Below are 18,509 nucleotides of genomic sequence, written 5' to 3'. Positions count from 1 at the left end.
CTCGGTTGAGGAGATGTTATGATCATCGATGCAGCCGTTGGAAAAATCCTCGTATTCATCTCGATGGGGGTTGTCTCAGCCTCTCTTTTGGCCGGTAGCAGGCACCAACCTTTTCCTGAAATTTCACGACGGTTTGGATGGCTGCTCGCTTCCGTAACGGCCCTTTCGCTCCTTGGAGAATCTGCGCCTCGCCCTATGGCACTGAACATTTTGCTCTCCCTTGTTTTGGTGATGGGGTCTTACGGAGTTCTTGTTGGGGTTCACCATATGGTCCAAACACGACGGGACGTGTTCATTGCTCCAATGTCTGGGTTTCTCTTTTGTGTCGGAGCTGGCGGACTCATGGTCCTGACGTGGCCCGACCTCAATCAGCTCGAACAATGGGCAGGTTTTCTCGCACTGGTCGTTCTCGGCGGTGGGCAAACATGGATGGTTTTCAGAGGTCTCTTGATCGGGCGGCTTCCACTCGCATGGAGCCAAGCTGGAATGGTCGCTCTGCAGCGCGGTCAGTTGGAAGGTCCACAAGGTGCGATTACCTGCTTTGAGAAAGGCTGGGATGCTGATGAAGAGCATTTGAACCCGATGGCTTACATCGCTCTAGCTTCAATTCACAGATTCAACGGTAACGCTACCGAAGCCCAAAAATGGCAGGAGTCCTTTGAGGACGCAGGGGGTCAACCTTCTGTTGCTAGCGAATGGATTCTGGCTCTGAATGAGGCGCTTCGTGCCCTAGGGGGCTCGGAACAGATGTTCCCAAGCCGTTTTGATGACTCCGAATAGGATATTTGTTTCCGGTTTCCTGCTCTGAGGCGCTCAATAGAAACGAGGACTTATATCCTTCAAGGTTGATTTAGTAACATGAAAGAACCACAAGAGGCGACAAACGACTGGCCTGCTGGTAACATCCTCTGGTTTGCAGTCATGATTTGGTTCTCTTCAAGCCTCCTTTCCCAAACCGCTTACCTCGCCATCTACGGATTGCCCTATGATGCGACAGCACTGCTGAAATCCCTCGGCCCAATCTACTACTTTGTTCTCGTCCTTGAGCTCGCCATGTGGGGTGGCCTCTTTGCTATGGGCGGCTACAAGTTCTACCGTTCCCGCCAAGTTCCGATGAGCAACCCTTTGACAATCCCGGTGGGTCAATGAAAGCGGAGAGCCGATTTACGTCCAAAAACGGCGTTCTTACATTCGAAGCATCCGATGAACCTAAAGGTCGCCAAATTAAGGAACACCCGTGAGTATACACCAAGACGAACCATTGTTTACAGGGCTTCCAATGGAATTGGACGCCTTGGAGCCGGAAGTAGAATTGCCTTATCCACTTCCAGCCGGGGCGAAAATTGTCACCATTGAGGAAGCGAGGCATTCCCTCAAAGAAGCGATCAATGTTCTCATGGTTCTTCAAGCGATGAGCGATGAGGCTCACGACCTAACCGAGGAATTGGAAGTGTTACTCGACCAATTCCCCATGGATCATCCACACGTGATGGAAGTTGCAGAACAACTCGGTGGATTGGTCGGCCAATGGCAGGGCAATGTTGCCCGGTTGGAAGGAATCGGTGCCCGTATTGCTTGCATGGATCCAGGGCGATTGGAATGGTACGGCGTCGTCGACCGCCGCATGGCCTTGTTTTCTTGGGGGATGGGTGAAACCGACATTGAATGGTATTACCGAATGGAAGAGGGATTCCCTTCCCGTAAACACCTCATAGAGGCGTGACCTCCGGTAACTTGAGGCAGACCCATGGTTCGCATTACACGAGTGTATACTGGAGGCGGCGATAAGGGTGAAACTTCACTTGTTGATGGGTCGCGACGGATGAAATCTGACCCTCGCTTTGAGACGGTCGGTACGTGCGACGAACTCAACAGCATTCTTGGCTGTGTTTTGATGGAAGTCAAGAGAATGCCTGGCCACGAAGATGGCGGCGACCGAAACAACGTACAACGGGTAGAACTTGTTGTGGTTGAGGCCATTGGGCGTCTTCAACACGAATTGTTTGACCTGGGTGCTGAGTTGGCTTGCCCGCCGGATGAAGTGCCCGAATACATGGCGCTTATTGGAGAGGAACAATCCAACCTGCTCGTCATGGAAATGGACGCTTGGCTCGAAGATGTCACGCCACTAACGAGTTTTATTCTGCCAACGGGCGAAGGCCCAGTGGCGACGATGCATGTCGCTCGTTGCGTTGCCCGTCGCCTGGAACGTTCAATGGTACAGTTGCTTGAAACCGAAGGCAATGATGCTATTCGCCCTATTGCCCTTGTTTACATCAACCGTTTATCGGATTGGTTGTTCGTTATGGGCCGTTGGGTGAGCGTTATGTTGGGGGAAGACGAAACACTTTGGCTTCCACTTGGCAAGCGCTCTTCCGAAAAAGGGGTGGCCGACCGAGTGAACAAGATGCGTTCAAACGACGACGCGTTTCTTGATTTGTGATCATTGTTTGCTGTTCAAGCGGTGAAAGATTTGGGCTTGCCGTACGACGGTTCGTGTTTCCTCATGAGTAATGGTCTCCAATGCTTGTTCCCAATCCAACCAAAGATAGCCTCGATGTTCGTGGGAAAGTGAAACCGTCATTTCCTCTGTTTCAGCAATGTACCAATACACTTGCTTTTGTTTTCGCTTTCCTCGATGGCGAAAAGAGTATTCTGTCCGTTCCTCAAAACCCGGCAGGAGGTCAACGTTTGAGATGCCGGTTTCCTCTCGGAGTTCACGCAACATGGTCGAGTGTCGGTTCTCATCATCCTCCTCAACATGGCCTTTCGGCAAATCCCAATGCCCCTGCGGGTATTGAAGCAAGAGAATCGTGCCGTAGTTGACCAAAACTACGCCGCATGAGGTCTCCATGAACCGTGTGAGGAGGTTCCTGTTCATGGTCATAGCGGAAGAGCCACGCCTAAATTTCATCAACGGGAAACGAAAGGGACTACCATGACCGTTCAGCCATTGCAAGCACATGAGGTCCCCGATTACGTCAGGATCGTAGCTGATTCCGACCTTGATGGGCTGTGTGGTGCAGCGGTTTTGAAGGCTTTTCGCCCGGAAGCTGAAGTCGTTTTTTCTCATGCAGCCCTCATTCGGTCAGGGCAAATTGACCATCTTATTGACCGAGAAACTGTTCTGGTTGACTTGCCCTTCCACCCCAACTGCGGATGGTACGTCGACCACCACCTCACAAACCGGCCGACGGCAAGCGAAGCGGAGACCTTCAGTACCGATGGAGGGACGAGCCATTGGGAGGCCACTCCATCTGCTGCCCGATTGGCTTACGATTTGCTTCGCGAGGTCGTCAACATGGACCATCTTTCTGAGATGATGCCCATCGTGGATGCCCTGGATTCGGGGGGCATCTCACTCGAAGCGTTCCTCGAAGACGGCCCTGTCGTACAATTTGCCCGTACATGCTCACCTCGTGAGCCCGAATACATGCAGGAAGTCGTGACCTTACTGAGCGGAGGAATGACGCTGGAAACCCTGCTCAAGCATCCCTCTGTCCAACCTCATTTGCAGCGGGTTCAACAGGAGAGGAAATCGGCTGAAGAGCACATTGCATCTCATACTGAAATTCACGACCGGCTGGCCGTGTGCCGTTTGGATGAAACCCCTCTTCGAATCAATGGATATCTTGTTACAGCGTGGGCCGGAGAGGCTGTGGATGCATGCTGCATCATCCACGGGTTTGCAGATGGGTCAATTGATACCCCTGGGCGGCCAGCTCTTTCTGCTAGTTTTTATGCCAACTCGTTCCTCAAAGAAGGACAAGGTCGTTACGATCTGTCTCGCATGGCTACAGCACTTGACCCGACGGGAGGTGGGCACGCCAATGCATGCGGGTGTCGTATCCAATCACCGGGGCTTGAAGACAACTTGGAGCATTGGCTGAAGATGTGGTCTCAACGGGAAACCGTTCTAGCGATTCGCTAACTCAAAACTTCTGAATGCTGGAAGTGTTGGAGGCATTTTCGAGGTCCATCTCGGGCTCGGGGACTTCGTCCACTGGGGCATCGTCCGACTTGAGGCGCTTTACGGCCGCTTTCAAGACATCAAACTCGATTTCCAAGTCTTCAAGGGCGTCACGGGTCGTTTCAATGTGCTTCTCGACACGTTGAAGCAACTTGTTCACTTTTTTCAGTGTACGGTCCCTTGCCATAGTGAATCCTCCGGTCGTTCTGTTTTGAAGATTTGCCCAATCAGGAAGCATCACTCATCTTCATTGGAACCGCTGGCTTTCAAGGCTTTTTTGCCCTTCATGAACGCTGGCGCCCACCAATTCCACTTGCCCATTAGGCGCATGGTGGACGGGACGACGAGTGCACGGACCAGCGTTGCATCAATGAGAATTGCAAGCGCGAGGCCAAGCCCGATCTGTTTGAGAATAATGACTGAAGAGAGTCCAAATGCTCCGAATACGACGACCATGATGGCGGCAGCTCCCGTGATGAGGCCACCAGTTTTCTGCAAACCGTTGGCCACAGCCAGCGTATTGTCACCGGTACGCTCCCATTCTTCGTGGATGCGAGAAAGCATCAGAACCTCATAATCCATGGACAATCCAAAGACGATACAGAACATGATGACCGGATTCCCGGAGTCGATGGGTTGAGCCGTGAAGTTCAGCAGTTCCGCCCCGTACCCCCACTGGAACACCCAAACCAACATGCCGAAGGATGCGGAGATGGAGAGGATGTTCATGGCGATGGCCTTGATGGGTATGACAATGGATTTGACTTGCATGAAGATAAGGAACGATGTGGCGATGAGGATGAAGGCCAATGCTCTGGGGAGATTGTCCGCAATCGCTTCCAAATTATCAGCGTTGTAGGCGGCAAATCCGGCGACCAACAGTTGGTCGTCTTCCCCAGTTAATTGATTCAATAAGTCGTCACGGTCGCTTCGAATATCCTCAACGGTTTCCCTTGAATCCACGTTGGTTTGTGCTCCAACGAGTTGAATCGACATCATGGTAGCGTTTTCACCAACAAAGGCTTGCCGGAGGCTGTTTCGTATGGCCTGTTGGTCTTCTGGCATGAATTCATCAGGCGCAGCCCAGAACTGAACGACATCATCTGCACTCATGGCTAAATCCGGTAGGCCAACTCCAATTCCACCTGAGACTCTGGAGTCGTTAAGCAGGTCGGTGATGTAGGCATGTTGAGCCCGGAGGTTGACCTCGGAGAGCGGGTCGGCGCCGTCGGTTTCAATGACGATATAAATTGAGTTCGCAGCCTGATCTGGCCACAGTTCGTCGATCATTTCCATGCCTTGGCGAGATTCATCGTCGGGGGGAAGTGCCTTCCAAGACGATAAGGAAAATTCAGCGTATGCGAAGGGAAGCCCTGCTCCGATGAGGAGGATGAGGGTTGGTATGAGTACGGCCCACGGTCGGTCCATGACCTTCTTTGCAATTTTTGCCCACAATCCGTCGTCTTTTGCTCGCATGTCGAAGGCGTAGGGAATTTTGAGATTGTTGATTCGTGGCCCTAAAGCCGCCATGACCGCAGGCAGTACGATGGTGGAGTAAATCATGGCGATGGTCACGGCAATTGTTCCACCTATGCCCAAGGAAGGAAGCGAGGTGTTGGTGAAGAACAGCATCCCCATCAAGCCGATTGCGACGGTAATTCCGGAGTAAAAGATCGCTTTTCCAGCGGTTGCGCAACTCATGGCAGTTGCAGTTCGTACATCGTGCCCTCGGTCCAATTCTTCTCTGAAACGATTGACCAAGAACAGAGAGTAATCGATGGAAACACCGATTCCGATCAGGGAGACAATGTTTGTAGCGTAGACGGTAACATCTGTAACATTGGACAACCAAATTGTCATCCCAACCGCAGCCACCAAGGTTCCTCCACCGACACCCATCGGTAAGATTGCAGCAATGAACGAGCCGAAGATTAACCCCAGTATGAGGAGGGTGAGGGGGCCGGCGACAACTTCTGCCTTGATGAGGTCCTTTTTGATGCGGTCGTCAAAAGTCCAGTCGAGGAAGATACCATCGGTCATCCATCCTGAAAAATCACTGTCAATCTTCACCGTCGTCTCCAAATCCGTAATCAGGACTTTGGCCTCTTTTCGATTCGTATTGAAGACAATTTTGTTGATGGCGTACGTTCCGTTTTCATCGGTGATGACAACATCACCTCGGTCCACTTCAGTGGTGTCCCAGGAATAATCAACGGTTGCATTTGGGTGTTGCTCAAATTTGCTAAGAGCATCCATGACGGCCTGCTTCCATTCAGATGACGTGTCGTTGAGCGAGGGGTGGAATACCACATATCGGAATGATGGCCCGCTTTCATCGGATTCCGAACCAAAGCGCTCAGAGATCAAGCGTCCTGCGTTGACGGATTCAACGTCGTCCTCGCCGAATCCTTCAGACCAATCGGGCCCAATAGCGATGAGGCTGCCCATGAGTATGCATGAAATGAGTCCAAAGGCCATCATCATCTTGCGGCGGTCATGGATGAGCAATCCCATTTTGTAAAACAGCCGGTCTTCCAGCATTTTGGGGTCGGTTGCTCCTTCCATGTTTCGGCGTTATGCAAGGTGTATATGAATCGGCGTTTTGGGACTACAAGCCGGAAAGAACATCAAAGGTGTAAATGAATCCTAAGAATGCATGAATGAACACGAGATAGATGATGATGTCGGCTGCACGCCCGTGCTTGAGTTTGGACGTGGCAAAGGATTCCCCCGCCTTTCGTTTGTCTCTTGCTTCCTTACCCATTCGGGTTAGAATGACCATGAGAACAAAGCCCACTGGCCCCATAAAACCATGAAGGCTTTGGGGGAGCAAATTGGATGTGAAATCTCCGTTTGAATACCACCCACTTACGGCCCTGCCTGTGAATGCGACGAGAATAACGACTCCCGTCGCCCAGAGCAACCGTTCACCGTTGCGTTCGTGACGTTCAAGGTAGGCTGCCCTGGTTTCGCCCTTCAATTCATAGGACTTTTTGCGCCATGAATACTGCCACCATATCCACACAACCAAGCCACTGGCTAGCAATGGATGAAGTAAAAGTGCAATCATTGGGACAAGTTCCATGAGGCTCCTCGCAACACCGTAGAGGCTTTTGTTCATTGAACTATGTGTTCCCCCTAGGTCGTGAAACCAAACATCAGCATCGGTGCATTCAAAGCGGCGCGTATAGGCCCCAAACCGTAAGGGGGCTCGCTGTTGGAGGAATCGTACATGGAAACCTGCCTCAAAGCGGCATTCTCCAAACCGATGTCCAACAACGTCAAAGTCGCCACAATGAACAAAGAAGCGGCCTGGCAGATGCTTGACAAACCTCTTCGTTCAATTCTCGTCTTCGCAGCCCATGAAGCAGAACCTCCTGCGGCAGACGATGACGATGACGATTCACCCACCCGCCGACCTTCCATGCCCCGACAACGAGGACGCATGCGTCGCAGTGGTCGTAGCAGCGGCTCATCTCACATGGATTGGCTTCCCAAGCCCGCTGAAATCATTGCAGACCAGCCTTATTCGACGGCGTTTCAACTCGCAGCGCTCCTCATTCACAAGCAACTGGACGCCGATTCTTGGGACGAGGCATGGGACGGTGAAGAAACCAAGTTGCGAGAAGTTTGCATGACCAAAGGCGTACACCCCGTTTGGCATACGGTGGCCGAGAAAACAACGCTCCTAGCACAATTTTTGGCCTTTCCCAAAGGCAAGGCGTCCAAGAAGTCGGCCAAGAAATCAATGGATTCAGAAGTGTTCCGGATTGACCCCTTGGATACTCAATCTCTCGCAGCGGTGCTTCAGTTGGCGATGAAGGCAGCAGCCGATGCAGAAACCAAAGTCGCTTTGCAGAAAGTGATCAACCAACTTTCAGGAGGGCGCCCAATTCAGCCCGATGCCCACCTGATGAACCTCAAGGGAAGCATGGCTTTTGTTAGCCTTCACCTCTCCATCCATTCAGGGACATCATTAGGTAAAGCCACTCTCAAAGAATGCACAACCGCCAATAAGGACCTCACGGAAGCACTTCAAGACTTACAGATGCTGCGTGAAGGGACCGTTTCAGATTGGGCAGGCATCCTCGCACTCTCCGATGATGACGCCTTGACGCTCTCTCGTCGTCGCCTAGCTTGGTCACAAGCACCTGCCTCGGCGGAGGAACTGAGTTCCAAGCAACTGTCTGAAGGATTGAGTTTGTTGAGTGACGTCGGGATTACTGATTCTGTTGATCGATTGACGTGGTGGCAACTGAAGGCGCTCCATAACGAAAAGAAAGACAAGCAAGCCATCGAAGTCCTGCAAGGGCTCAGTCTTGATGCATCATCCGATGTATCAGAACTCCTCCCGCTTATCGTTTCTCTGGGGAGCCAAGATGCAGATTCGTGGTTGATGAGCCATGTTGATAATTTGGACGATGGGTCTTGGTACACCATGGTCATCTCCGAGGGGCTTTCCAACGAAGTTCGAACCGCCGTAGCACAGCGCCTCTGCGACCAACAAGGGGCCTTCTGGGAGGAAGCAAAATCAGCCATCATTGAATTGTTGATGGGCGCCCTTGACCTTGAGCGTCTTTGCCTTGTCTTCTCTGAAGATGAGATGCTCCCCCTCACCCACCCCTATGAGGCTCTCTTTGTGTCGCACGTGACAACTGCCCACCAGTCGGTTACAATTGGTGAGAAGCTCAAACAATGTCGACAACAAGCTCTTCAAGCCATTCATGGGGCCGAAGTACCCCATGTCTTCAGTCCAGTTGCTGAGCACCTGCTCCTGTTGCTTGAAGGCATCTACAAAGAGACCCCAGAAGTTGTTGAAGTTCTCAACAAAACAGCACTGAAAGCCTATTCCCCAATCAAAGCTGCCCTTTCTCAGAACGGTAGTGGCGGCGTTGTAAGTCTGACCAACATCAACAAGATGCGGAACAGTCTTGGGGAATTGGAACTTTCACCTCTTGAGCATCGTCTGTTTGAAGTCATTCTGCTGACCCTGACGATGAACGGCTTCCTGCAAACCTATCACATTGGCCTTGCACGCCCCGACGATTCAGCTTCGGTTGACGCATTGATTACCGAAGAGGCGCTTCCTGTTCGCCTGATACCTTCGTTTTCTTATCTCGCTCTGGACCACGACCTCGGCCTTCCTCAGTTTGTTGATTGGTATCAACAGGCCAATCCAAGGTCGCCTTGGGCACCTCTTGCTCGCGCAGCCTTATTTGCGTCTAATGGCGATGAATTAAACTCCGCCCGTGAATATTCCAGGGCCGCTGAATTGTTTACGGGCGTTGCAAGCAAAGGAACTGATGGCGATACAAACGGCGAAGACGATGACTCGGTTCTGGCCCTTCCCATCACGCTTTACAGGAAATCCTTGATTCACTATGCTCATGCAAAACAATGGGATGAAGCCATCGCCCTGCTGAACAAGGTTCCAGCACTGAAAGCAGCCATCACCGAGCGTTTCAAACTCTACCTCAATGTCTGCCATACTGCGCTCACCGATACGGATGGTGCAACCCGTTTGATTCGTCGCTTTGTCCAGCGCAAGCAGGCTTACGAAGAGGAAGATGTTGAAGGAAACATCATCCAGAAAACGCGAACAATTTACCTCGAAGAAGAACTGGACCTGTTGCGAAACTACCCGTATGAAAAGGCACACGTTCTTCCCCCGGACCCGTTCCTCGGTCGGGTTACTGCAGCTTCCACTCGCATCAGCAAGGACAACCGTCGCTCACGCAACCAATCCGAGCAACAATTCCGTCAAGCCATGATGACAAGTTCCCCTTCGATGACCGAAGTGTATGACATCGCAAAATCTGCCGCTGAAGACGGGGCCTTTGAGGGACTCATGTACCTTGAACGAGCCCAGAATTCTACGAAATTCACCATTACAGACCGCAAGCGTTTGGCCGGGGTTGAACAGACGCTCTTCTCTCAGTACAAGGAGAGCATCCCGACCTCAAAGCGTCGCTTTTTGCACAATTTGAAACTGGCTCCACTCGTGATCCTCGATACCAACATTCTCGTTGATGCCCTGGTGGAAAAGGTGTATGAGCATATGGAATTGGTCTTTGGAGCGAACCTCAACACGATTGGAAGCAACCGCTTCCACGATGTGCTGCGCCACCATGCAAGTGCAAAACGACTTCACCTCATGATACCCGACGATGTTCGCGGTGAATTGAAACAGTTTGCGAAGGACAACCGCATCAGCTACCGATTTAGAAGCGCCATGATCGCTTCCGATAAACTTGAGAATGCACTCAGTGAATCGGTTCTTCTTGGACTCGTTGACGAAATTCTTGTAGAATTTAATACGTGGTCCCCCACTTCTGAAATGTTGGAACAATTGCCTGAAGAATCCGAAGAATTAACTGAATTCTTGCGCAAGCACGACGATGTATTTGCCGACCTGACCGAATTGAAGCAAGCACGAGGCCCAACCTACCGAACCACAATGGACAACCGGCATATTTACCCCGAAACAACAGATTTGGACATTTACCGATTGGCCACACACCTTGCCACTCAGCCGCTTCCTGAGATTGGTGCAGTTTTGGTCGCGACAATGGACGGCGACTTTACCCTTCTTGACCGCGCCATCGAAGAGAAATTCGGATTCAGCGTGGCTAAGAACCATCGTACGCTGAAGCCGTGGTTGAAACTCAAAGCCAACTGAGGCTTTTACGAATCAATTGTTCAACCTCTGCGAGGTATTCATTATCTTTGGCCGATGATTGAACGATCACATATGAGCAATCATTGTTTCACCGAAGGCACTGCATGAAAGCAGGGTTGCATCGTCCATCAATCGTTCGAAGTCATAGGTCACGGTCTTGTTTGAGATGGCCCCTTCCATTCCTTTGACGATGAGGTCAGCAGCATCTTTCCATCCCATGTGGCGTAGCATCATTTCGGCGGAAAGAATCAACGAACCGGGGTTTACCTTGTTTTGACCCGCGTACTTTGGAGCCGTTCCGTGAGTGGCTTCGAAGATTGAAATTCCAGAGTCGTAGTTGATGTTAGCGCCTGGTGCAATACCGATACCACCAACTTGAGCAGCGAGAGCATCCGAAATGTAATCTCCGTTGAGGTTCATGGTGGTTAGCACACTGTACTCAGCAGGGCGGGTGATGATTTGTTGAAGCATAGCATCAGCGATGACATCTTTGATGAGGATGGTGTTTCCAGTGATTGGATTCTTGAGGGTGCACCATGGACCTCCATCGAGTTCAGTGGCTCCAAATTCTTCTTTGGCCAAAGCGTATCCCCAATCGCGGAAACCACCTTCGGTGAACTTCATGATGTTCCCTTTGTGAACCAATGTCACGCTTGGCTTATCGTTCTCAATAGCATACTTCATGGCAGCACGAACAATACGAGCGGTTCCTTCTTGAGAGACCGGCTTGATTCCAATTCCTGATGTTTCGGGGAAGCGGATTTTGTCAACTCCCATTTCATTTTGCAAGAAATCGATAACCTTCTTCACGTCGTCACTGCCTGCTTCCCATTCAATTCCAGCGTAAACGTCTTCGCTGTTTTCTCGGAAAATGATCATGTCGACATCACCAGGGGCCTTTACGGGTGAAGGTGTTCCTTCGTACCAGCGAACAGGGCGAACGCAAGCATAGAGGTCCAGTTTTTGTCGAAGAGCGACGTTGAGTGAGCGTATGCCTCCGCCAACAGGCGTAGTGAGCGGTCCTTTGATGGATACCAATCCATTTTGCATAGCATCCAAGGTTGCTTGTGGGAGCCATTCGCCCGTTGCATTGAATGCCTTTTCGCCAGCCAGCACTTCCTTCCAAACGATGGCTTTTTCGCCATTGTAAGCTTTGTTCACGGCAGCGTCGACAACGCTCATCATGACCGGGGTGATGTCAACACCGATTCCGTCGCCTTCGATGTAATGAATTACAGGGTCGTTGGGTACGTTAAGTTGACCGCTTTCCATGGTTACTGGTGTTCCTGACATGTCTCTCAGCAGAAGCGAGATGCATCTCCTTCAAGAATCAACCGCCCGTAGCATTTGCATGCACGGGAGAGTAGAATGGGTGAAAGGGTCGAAGGCATTCGGTGTTAATGATACAGGAGATCGCTTGGATTTTGACTGGGATGACGGGCCAACACCAATGCAGGTCACCCTGCAAATGATTGGTTTGTGTTCAATGGCCGACGTTGTCCTTGGATTGAAGGAACGTGTCTTTGACAAGGTTTGGGTAGAAATGAGCGCAGAGCGGGCTACGGGTACTCCTCGGGTTTTTACAGCGATTCATCTGGAATACCATGTCCGTGGTGACGTTCCCCTCAAACTCGTCGAACGAATTGTCAAAATGAGCCATGATAAGTATTGCAGTGTATCTCACATGTTCAACGAGAAGATCACCATAACACATGGGTCAGTTCTTCATCCTCTTTCAGAGGCTTGATGGTCGACCTTGCTGCATCAGTGCATTGGTCAGCGCCTTTGCTAGTGAATGGTACAACGGAAGCCAGCCCTGATGCAATCCCTTTGGAGGTTGCATTGGAGCCCACGTGTCACCGGATGCTCGAACGGTTGCGAAGGGCTTGATCTGTTCTCCTCCCATGTCGATGATGAGGGACAAATGGTAGGCGTCACGGTCCTTTTTGACGAGTGTTGAATCAAGATCTACACGAATTGAATCGGAGGGGAGGGTTTGTTGGATGGCGCCATCGTTGAGCGTATCTTTCACGAGAACGGCAAGCAGTTCTTCAACCGGTACATTTGCGGGGCTGGTTTGTCCAAACATGAGGGGCTCTTCGGCACCGTCATCGTCGTCATCGTCCATGAAGGCAGCGAGAGGATCCGTGGGGTCAATGTGGAATCCGGATTGTGATGTATTTGCAGACACACTTGGTTCAACGGGAGTGTTGAGCCCAAGAGCGGCATAAATATCCATTTCCTCTTCGTCTTCATCAGATCCAATCATCGGTTCTTCGTTAAACATATTACCATCTCCCGTTCTCATCATAGTTAAAACATGGTTTTCCACGAACGCTCATGCATCATCAGCGAAACACCATCGAGAAATCCGGTGGAAAGCATCAAGGAGAACGGCGAACAGGGAAAATCATGGGTGACATCATACGCAGCATGGGCCTGTTCGTGATGTTAGCGATTCTCCTCATGCTCCCATCGGTAAGCAGCGTACCAAGTGGGGTTGGTGAAGGGGGCAATGAAGGGTGTCTGTGTCATTCCCGGGCGGATTCCACCGATGTCAGTTTGGTAGGGCTCCCATCGGAGTACGAAGCGAACATCACCTACAACGTTCAACTTCACCTCAGCAGTTCTATTGCAGTTGATGAAGAGCATTCGCAAGGAGGATTTCGAATCACTGTTTCCAACGGGTCAATGATGTTCAACCAAAGCGAAGCCCAATACCTCGACAATGGATGGACTCATACAGAAAACGGAACCTATCAGCGGGTCTGGAATTTCACGTGGACTTCTCCGACGGACAATACAAGCCGGAGTGAGTTTTCGGTTTACGGCAACGCAGTGAACGGGAACGGTCAGCAAACAGGAGACGGTTGGAATGAATATTCAGTTGTCTTGCCAGGAACTGAATATGAAGGCGATCTTGACCAATCTCCATCCATTGATGGATTGGATCCGTTCGATAAGGTACTTTTGGCCGTTGGGCTTTGTGCACTTGTTGGAATGCTCTGGTCGGCAGGGCGTTCGTAATCAATTGACAAATTCAATTTGTCGGTTTCTTAGCGCTCTCAATTGACGGTTTTCAGTAGCCCCGTGAATTTGGTCACTCTTTACTCCAGTGAGCACAAGCATGACCCTGATTTCATCGGTTAACGATTCATCAACCGCTGCTCCCCAGATGATCTTGGCATTGGGGGAGATTTGTTCTTGGATTAACTGGGCACATCGCTCGGCTTCTCCAAGCGTGAGGTTGTTGCCTCCTACCACGTTGATGAGTGCTCCACGGGCGTCGCTCATGTCAAGTTCAAGCAAGGGTGAGTGCAAGGCTTCCATGGTGGCTGCCTCCGCTCGACCGGCGCCCTTTGCAGCACCAAGCCCGATCATGGCGACGCCTCCGCCTGAATTGATGACGGCTTTGAGGTCCTCGAAATCGAGATTTACCATTCCATCGGTAGTTAACAACTCCGTGACACCGGTTATTGACCGGACCAGCAACTCATCTCCGACACGGAAAGCGCTTGCAATCGGCAAGTCCTTGACACCTTCAATTTCCAACAAGCGTTCGTTGGGAATGACAAGAATGGTATCGCAATGTTCTCGAAGTCGTTCAAGGCCCCATTCAGCATTTTGCTTTCGTAGAGAGCCTTCGGATTTGAACGGATAGGTGACTACGGCAATGGTCATGGCTCCTTGAGCTTTAGCAAGTCGGGCGATATGCCCTGCAGCACCTGTTCCAGAACCGCCACCCATTCCCGCGGTAATGATGGCGAGTTGAGTGTCGTTGGTGATTCTTCGCAAGACCATCTCAGATTCCAATGCAGCAGCTTCCCCTTTGGTGGGATCGCCACCTGCACCACGGCCGCGGGCGGTTCTCCCGATGAGAACCTTCTCTTGGAGAGGTGATTGCAACAGGGCTTGAGCATCGGTATTGATGGCGTACCCGGTCACGTAAGAAGATTCAAACAAACCCTCTTCGAAGAGACGATTTATGGCATTGCATCCAGCACCACCGGCACCATAGACTCGAATTCGAGGTTGCAATGACTCAAGCAATGCTCGCAATTCTTCCTCGGACCCTTGGTCAGGAACTTGTTGGTGAGTTACCACCCGTTGTTCGTCGTCCGACAATTCGAGCACACGTTCAATCAAATGGCGCATAAGGCTGATTCTCGTTGAAGAGAACTTGAATGTGCCGCCCTAAAGGAGGGGTCTTAATGCAGTTTGATGGCCTTTTGAATTCCACCGTCAGTCACGTAGACCTTCTTCTGTTACCTGATAGACGCATTCACCGTCAGGAAGGTTTGGAGAATCGACCAATCGTGCAATACGACGGCCGCCCTTTGCCTTTCGTAGGTAGAGGCGGAAGGTGCTTGCGTGCGCAAGAATGTGGCCACCGATTGGCTTGGTGGGGTCACCCCACATTGCATCCGGTTTTGCATGGACCTGGTTGGTCACGAGTACCATGGCGTTGTTGATGTCAGCAAGCTGCTTCAAATCCTTCAGATGACTGTTGAGTTTCTGTTGGCGTCGAGCAAGCATTCCCCTTCCAATAAATTCTGCACGGAAGTGGCTGGTCAATGAATCAACAATGATCATCTTCACGTTGAGTCCCTTGCTCATGCGCTTAATCTCATCTGCGAGAAGCATTTGGTGAGCTGAATTGTACGCACGTGCAACGTGAATTCGTGACAACACGTATTCAGGGTCCACGCCGTGACCTCGGGCCATCTGGGTGATTCGCTCTGGACGGAACGTGTCTTCTGTGTCAATGTAGAATACATCTCCATCCAACCCCCCTTGTTCAAGCGTCATGGTGCAGTTCACAGCGAGTTGGTGACCGATTTGAGTTTTTCCGCTACCAAATTCTCCGTAGACTTCAACGAGGGCTTGCGTCTCAAATCCGCCTCCAAGCAAATCATCAATGGATTGTACCTTGGACGTGAGTTTCTGTACTTCACGACGTCGCTCCAGGAGTGCGTCACCCGATACGAACCCGCCAATGTTCGCCATTTTCTTTGCTGCTGCAATGATTTTACCTGCAACGGCTTCACCGAGTTCTGCTTCTTCTGCAAGGTCTGCAGGTGACATAACCGCCAGTGCAAGGAGTTCATCAAATCCTGCTTCACGTAGTTTTTCGGCCGTTGCGGGTCCAACACCAGGCAAATCTTCGATGGTGATCTTCTCCTCTTCTTCTTCGGGCATTGTTTCTTCTACCGTTGCCTTAGGACTTTCATTCTTTTCAACTTCAATGCTGACTTTCTTCTTACCTTTTGCTGCCATTTCTGTTCACTTCCATGCAACAGGACTGGCCTTCCGTATATGAATGAACGATGGACGGCGCGAGAAGTGAGAGGGTTGATTGTTGGTTTTCTTGCTAACTGAACGGTTGTCAGTAGCCTGTTTCCTTCACTTTTAGTTTTGATTTCGTGGATGTGAAAGTAAACATCTTCACGCTTCTGGAACATCAGAGGTGAAGGGTCGTGGGTCGGACTCCAATGCCTCATACACTATACCTACCGTGTGGGCGATGTCGATGGTTCCATCGCCGGCGTCAATGGTGACCTCGAGCGCCCAATCTCCACCTTCTACGTTGTATTGGCCGTGTGTCCATGAAGCGTCTTGTCCGTCCCCGATCTGTTCGGTATGGAAGGCTTCCTCATCGCCATTCGGGTTGTTCAGATGCCAGGTTACGGTGATGGTAGCGGGTGTAGGGAACGAATTGGGGTTGGTAATGGTTGAATCAATGTCGATCTTCTCAGGGGTTGGGCATTCGCAATCGGGCGTTGTTTCAATGGCCATTGGACTTGGATTGTCCGTGTTGGTCTGCGTCCATTGGATTTGCTTATCGATGCGGATTTCCAATGTGATGTTTGCCGTGTTGTCGCTTTCATCCACCGCGGTTAGTATTGCCGTAAACAGCCCGTGGGTTAGGTAAGTGTACGAGATTTCAGCCTGGTCGTTAGCGTTGACTGTTACGCTATTTGAGCCATCATCATCATCTCCAGGGTCGTAACTGAACGATTTCATGTTCCCTGCCTTTGACGTGACCCGTGCGAAGTCAAAACTGAGTTCCACTCCACTTTGAGACAGCACCGCTCCATTTTGGACGACCTCTTCGATGGTACCGGAAGTAGCATCATAGTAGACTTCCATGGAAATGGGATTCTTATTTTCAGGACCTTCGCTGTCCCCGAGGCACCCCGAAAGGCCACATGATACCATCAGCGCAAACATCAACCAAGGTCGAAGAGTTGGCCTGCGCATGAATAAGGGTAAACGTTTCTTGTTCATCAAATCAGTGGAAAATGAACACTTTCCGTCAGCCATCGTTATCGGTGGTTTCAAAACAGTGAACTGTGGCGCAATGGTTAGCGAGGTGGGGTAGTCTGGATATCCCGTCGGGCTCATAACCCGGAGATCGATGGTTCAAATCCATCCCTCGCTACCATCAACCGTACTGGTAATAGTCATGCTTTGGCTTGAGATTATCGAGAGCCGATTGGAGGCGCTCGTTTGCCGCCTGTTCCCCTTTTGATATCGCTGTTTGTTGGTCTGAAAGGTTCTGAATGCTCGCGTTGCACTGCGGTCCATGAGACGGCAATTGCTGAGCCGCTACAGACAGGGCCTTGTTGATGTCATCCAATCCCGCTGAGGGGGCATGTTCAGGATTGAGTTGAAACACTCCACCAGCGAGGATGACAGCGCCTGCTTTTTCCACAGACCCAAGTAGCCGCTCAACGTGTTTCTTGTTGGGAAGCAGGTGGACAGCTGCGATGGCTGCAGGCAAATGGCCGGGGACCAAGGCTTCACATCTTGCGAATGATTTCTTGGCTGCACCAACCTTTCCAGCCAAGGCGTAAAGACGGCCTGCTCGAAGATGGTCTTCATGTTCTGGTTGCATCGATGCCAGCATTGCAGGGGCGTTCTTCTCAAGGATTTTCACCAGACTCTTGCGTTCACGATGCATTTTCTTGATGGCCGTCATGCTTTGACTGGCTTTATCCCGGAGCATGTACACGTCGCACATCAAACGCAATCCCTTGAGGAGGAAGATCTGTTGCTGAACGTCTCGCTTTTTGTTGGCCAACATCATGTCGCAAAACTGGGTTGCCATCACTTCTGAGAGTTCCAATCGTCCCCCTTGCATGTAACGCTCTATTTGGAGGAGCGTTTGTGAAGGGTCTTGCATACCAAACATAGCAACATGCACCGCTGTCGGTTCTCTCCTATGATGCCTTTCATCCAATGAGCCGCTCCTCTCTTTACATACATGAAGCAGGAGCAGCGACCATGAGCGAAATACGGACCATCGCTGTTTCCGGCACCCCTGGCGTTGGGAAGACTGAACTCTGCGCTGTTCTGGAGCGCTCTGGATGGTCTGTTCTGAGTTTGCGAGACCTCGCACAGTCGCTCGATTGTTTGGGGGCTGAAGATCCTGATGACGGCGCCTCACCCATCGATATACACGCGCTGGCTGATGCATGGGAGTTCAACGGGGACAAAAGTACAGTCCTTGACGGCCACCTGTCCCATTTGATGGATGTTGATGGCATCGTTCTTCTCCGCTGCGCTCCCTCAACCCTTCAGCAACGGCTCTCAGAGCGCGGTTACGGTGAGGGAAAAGTTCGTTCGAACGTCGAATGGGAAATGACATCCGGCCATTGGTCGGAATTGGTGGAGTTTGAAGTGGACATCCCTATCCTTGAGGTCGACACGACCTCTCAATCCGCTGAAGATGCAGCTGCAATGGTCATGGATTGGTTGAACGATGGTTGCAAAGGCGCTCCGTTGGAAGAAGCAATACGTGGAGCCATCGATTGGCTCTCATAATGCCCCTTTTGTTCCTTGTTAACTCCACAAACC

General features: G+C 51.1%; 19 protein-coding genes and 1 tRNA gene. 10 read left to right on the top strand and 10 right to left on the bottom strand.

From position 1 onward, the window contains the following. Window positions 1–18: 18 nt before the first annotated feature. From AAA857_RS03060 to AAA857_RS03045, 4 genes are all read left to right on the top strand, one after another. Window positions 19–780: a hypothetical protein gene (locus tag AAA857_RS03060; RefSeq protein WP_338172996.1), complete on the top strand. Its 762-nt coding sequence runs from the start codon at window positions 19–21 to the stop codon at window positions 778–780. 78 nt (window positions 781–858) lie between these two features. Beyond that, window positions 859–1,149 carry a hypothetical protein gene (locus tag AAA857_RS03055; RefSeq protein ID WP_338172994.1) on the top strand — a complete coding sequence of 97 codons (291 nt, stop codon included), beginning with the start codon at window positions 859–861 and terminating at the stop codon, window positions 1,147–1,149. 88 nt (window positions 1,150–1,237) lie between these two features. After that, window positions 1,238–1,723 (top strand): DUF2203 family protein, encoded by a 486-nt coding sequence (locus AAA857_RS03050; RefSeq protein ID WP_338172992.1) that lies wholly within the window; start codon window positions 1,238–1,240, stop codon window positions 1,721–1,723. A gap of 24 nt (window positions 1,724–1,747) precedes the next feature. Continuing rightward, the gene (locus tag AAA857_RS03045; RefSeq protein WP_338172990.1) at window positions 1,748–2,443 is read left to right on the top strand and encodes a cob(I)yrinic acid a,c-diamide adenosyltransferase; all 696 of its coding nucleotides are present in this window, start codon (window positions 1,748–1,750) and stop codon (window positions 2,441–2,443) included. Here AAA857_RS03045 and AAA857_RS03040 read toward each other — a convergent pair whose 3' ends face one another. After that, window positions 2,444–2,854: an NUDIX domain-containing protein gene (locus AAA857_RS03040; RefSeq protein WP_338172988.1), complete on the bottom strand. Its 411-nt coding sequence runs from the start codon at window positions 2,852–2,854 to the stop codon at window positions 2,444–2,446. Between the two features lie 84 nt (window positions 2,855–2,938). On the opposite strand from AAA857_RS03040, the gene AAA857_RS03035 reads away from it, so the two are divergent. Beyond that, the gene (locus tag AAA857_RS03035) at window positions 2,939–3,931 is read left to right on the top strand and encodes a hypothetical protein (protein ID WP_338172986.1); all 993 of its coding nucleotides are present in this window, start codon (window positions 2,939–2,941) and stop codon (window positions 3,929–3,931) included. Between the two features lies 1 nt (window position 3,932). On the opposite strand, the gene AAA857_RS03030 is transcribed toward AAA857_RS03035, so the two are convergent. From AAA857_RS03030 to AAA857_RS03020, 3 genes are read right to left on the bottom strand one after another with little or no spacing between them, the layout of a single operon-like run. Further along, window positions 3,933–4,157, bottom strand: a complete 225-nt coding sequence (locus tag AAA857_RS03030) for a hypothetical protein (protein ID WP_338172984.1) — start codon at window positions 4,155–4,157, stop codon at window positions 3,933–3,935. 50 nt (window positions 4,158–4,207) lie between these two features. Next, window positions 4,208–6,535 (bottom strand): MMPL family transporter, encoded by a 2,328-nt coding sequence (locus tag AAA857_RS03025; protein ID WP_338172982.1) that lies wholly within the window; start codon window positions 6,533–6,535, stop codon window positions 4,208–4,210. 43 nt (window positions 6,536–6,578) lie between these two features. Next, entirely contained in the window at window positions 6,579–7,091 is a 513-nt protein-coding gene (locus tag AAA857_RS03020; protein WP_338172980.1) for a hypothetical protein, read from the bottom strand. A gap of 111 nt (window positions 7,092–7,202) precedes the next feature. On the opposite strand from AAA857_RS03020, the gene AAA857_RS03015 reads away from it, so the two are divergent. Further along, window positions 7,203–10,649 carry a hypothetical protein gene (locus tag AAA857_RS03015; protein ID WP_338172978.1) on the top strand — a complete coding sequence of 1,149 codons (3,447 nt, stop codon included), beginning with the start codon at window positions 7,203–7,205 and terminating at the stop codon, window positions 10,647–10,649. 66 nt (window positions 10,650–10,715) lie between these two features. Here the strand turns inward: AAA857_RS03015 and icd are convergent, their stop codons facing one another. Then, complete coding sequence (gene icd / locus AAA857_RS03010) at window positions 10,716–11,942, bottom strand: NADP-dependent isocitrate dehydrogenase (protein ID WP_338172976.1); 1,227 nt, start codon at window positions 11,940–11,942, stop codon at window positions 10,716–10,718. A gap of 58 nt (window positions 11,943–12,000) precedes the next feature. Between icd and AAA857_RS03005 the strand changes: the two genes are divergently transcribed. Then, complete coding sequence (locus tag AAA857_RS03005; RefSeq protein ID WP_338172974.1) at window positions 12,001–12,396, top strand: OsmC family protein; 396 nt, start codon at window positions 12,001–12,003, stop codon at window positions 12,394–12,396. Here AAA857_RS03005 and AAA857_RS03000 read toward each other — a convergent pair. Beyond that, on the bottom strand, window positions 12,385–12,936 hold the full coding sequence (locus AAA857_RS03000; RefSeq protein WP_338172972.1) for a hypothetical protein: 552 nt from the start codon (window positions 12,934–12,936) through the stop codon (window positions 12,385–12,387). The genes AAA857_RS03005 and AAA857_RS03000 overlap by 12 nt on opposite strands. Before the next feature lie 53 nt (window positions 12,937–12,989). Between AAA857_RS03000 and AAA857_RS02995 the strand changes: the two genes are divergently transcribed. Then, entirely contained in the window at window positions 12,990–13,676 is a 687-nt protein-coding gene (locus tag AAA857_RS02995) for a choice-of-anchor V domain-containing protein (protein ID WP_338172970.1), read from the top strand. Here AAA857_RS02995 and ftsZ read toward each other — a convergent pair whose 3' ends face one another. The 3 genes from ftsZ to AAA857_RS02980 form a co-directional block, all read right to left on the bottom strand. Beyond that, complete coding sequence (gene ftsZ / locus AAA857_RS02990; RefSeq protein WP_338172968.1) at window positions 13,677–14,804, bottom strand: cell division protein FtsZ; 1,128 nt, start codon at window positions 14,802–14,804, stop codon at window positions 13,677–13,679. An 87-nt stretch (window positions 14,805–14,891) separates the two neighbouring features. Then, the gene (gene radA, locus AAA857_RS02985; RefSeq protein WP_338172966.1) at window positions 14,892–15,926 is read right to left on the bottom strand and encodes a DNA repair and recombination protein RadA; all 1,035 of its coding nucleotides are present in this window, start codon (window positions 15,924–15,926) and stop codon (window positions 14,892–14,894) included. A 168-nt stretch (window positions 15,927–16,094) separates the two neighbouring features. After that, window positions 16,095–16,910, bottom strand: a complete 816-nt coding sequence (locus tag AAA857_RS02980) for a hypothetical protein (protein ID WP_338172964.1) — start codon at window positions 16,908–16,910, stop codon at window positions 16,095–16,097. 106 nt (window positions 16,911–17,016) lie between these two features. Here AAA857_RS02980 and AAA857_RS02975 point away from each other — a divergent pair. After that, window positions 17,017–17,094 (top strand) — tRNA-Met (locus tag AAA857_RS02975). Here AAA857_RS02975 and AAA857_RS02970 read toward each other — a convergent pair. Then, window positions 17,095–17,844: a hypothetical protein gene (locus tag AAA857_RS02970; protein ID WP_338172962.1), complete on the bottom strand. Its 750-nt coding sequence runs from the start codon at window positions 17,842–17,844 to the stop codon at window positions 17,095–17,097. Window positions 17,845–17,936: 92 nt separating this feature from the next. On the opposite strand from AAA857_RS02970, the gene AAA857_RS02965 reads away from it, so the two are divergent. Further along, window positions 17,937–18,476, top strand: a complete 540-nt coding sequence (locus AAA857_RS02965; RefSeq protein WP_338172960.1) for an adenylate kinase family protein — start codon at window positions 17,937–17,939, stop codon at window positions 18,474–18,476. Window positions 18,477–18,509 lie beyond the last annotated feature (33 nt).

The sequence above is a fragment of the Candidatus Poseidonia alphae genome (genome assembly GCF_943787815.1).
In the GTDB taxonomy this organism is placed as follows: domain Archaea; phylum Thermoplasmatota; class Poseidoniia; order Poseidoniales; family Poseidoniaceae; genus Poseidonia; species Poseidonia alphae.
The sequence above is the reverse complement of the archived record's forward strand: the minus strand, read 5'-3'. Positions and strand labels throughout refer to the sequence as shown.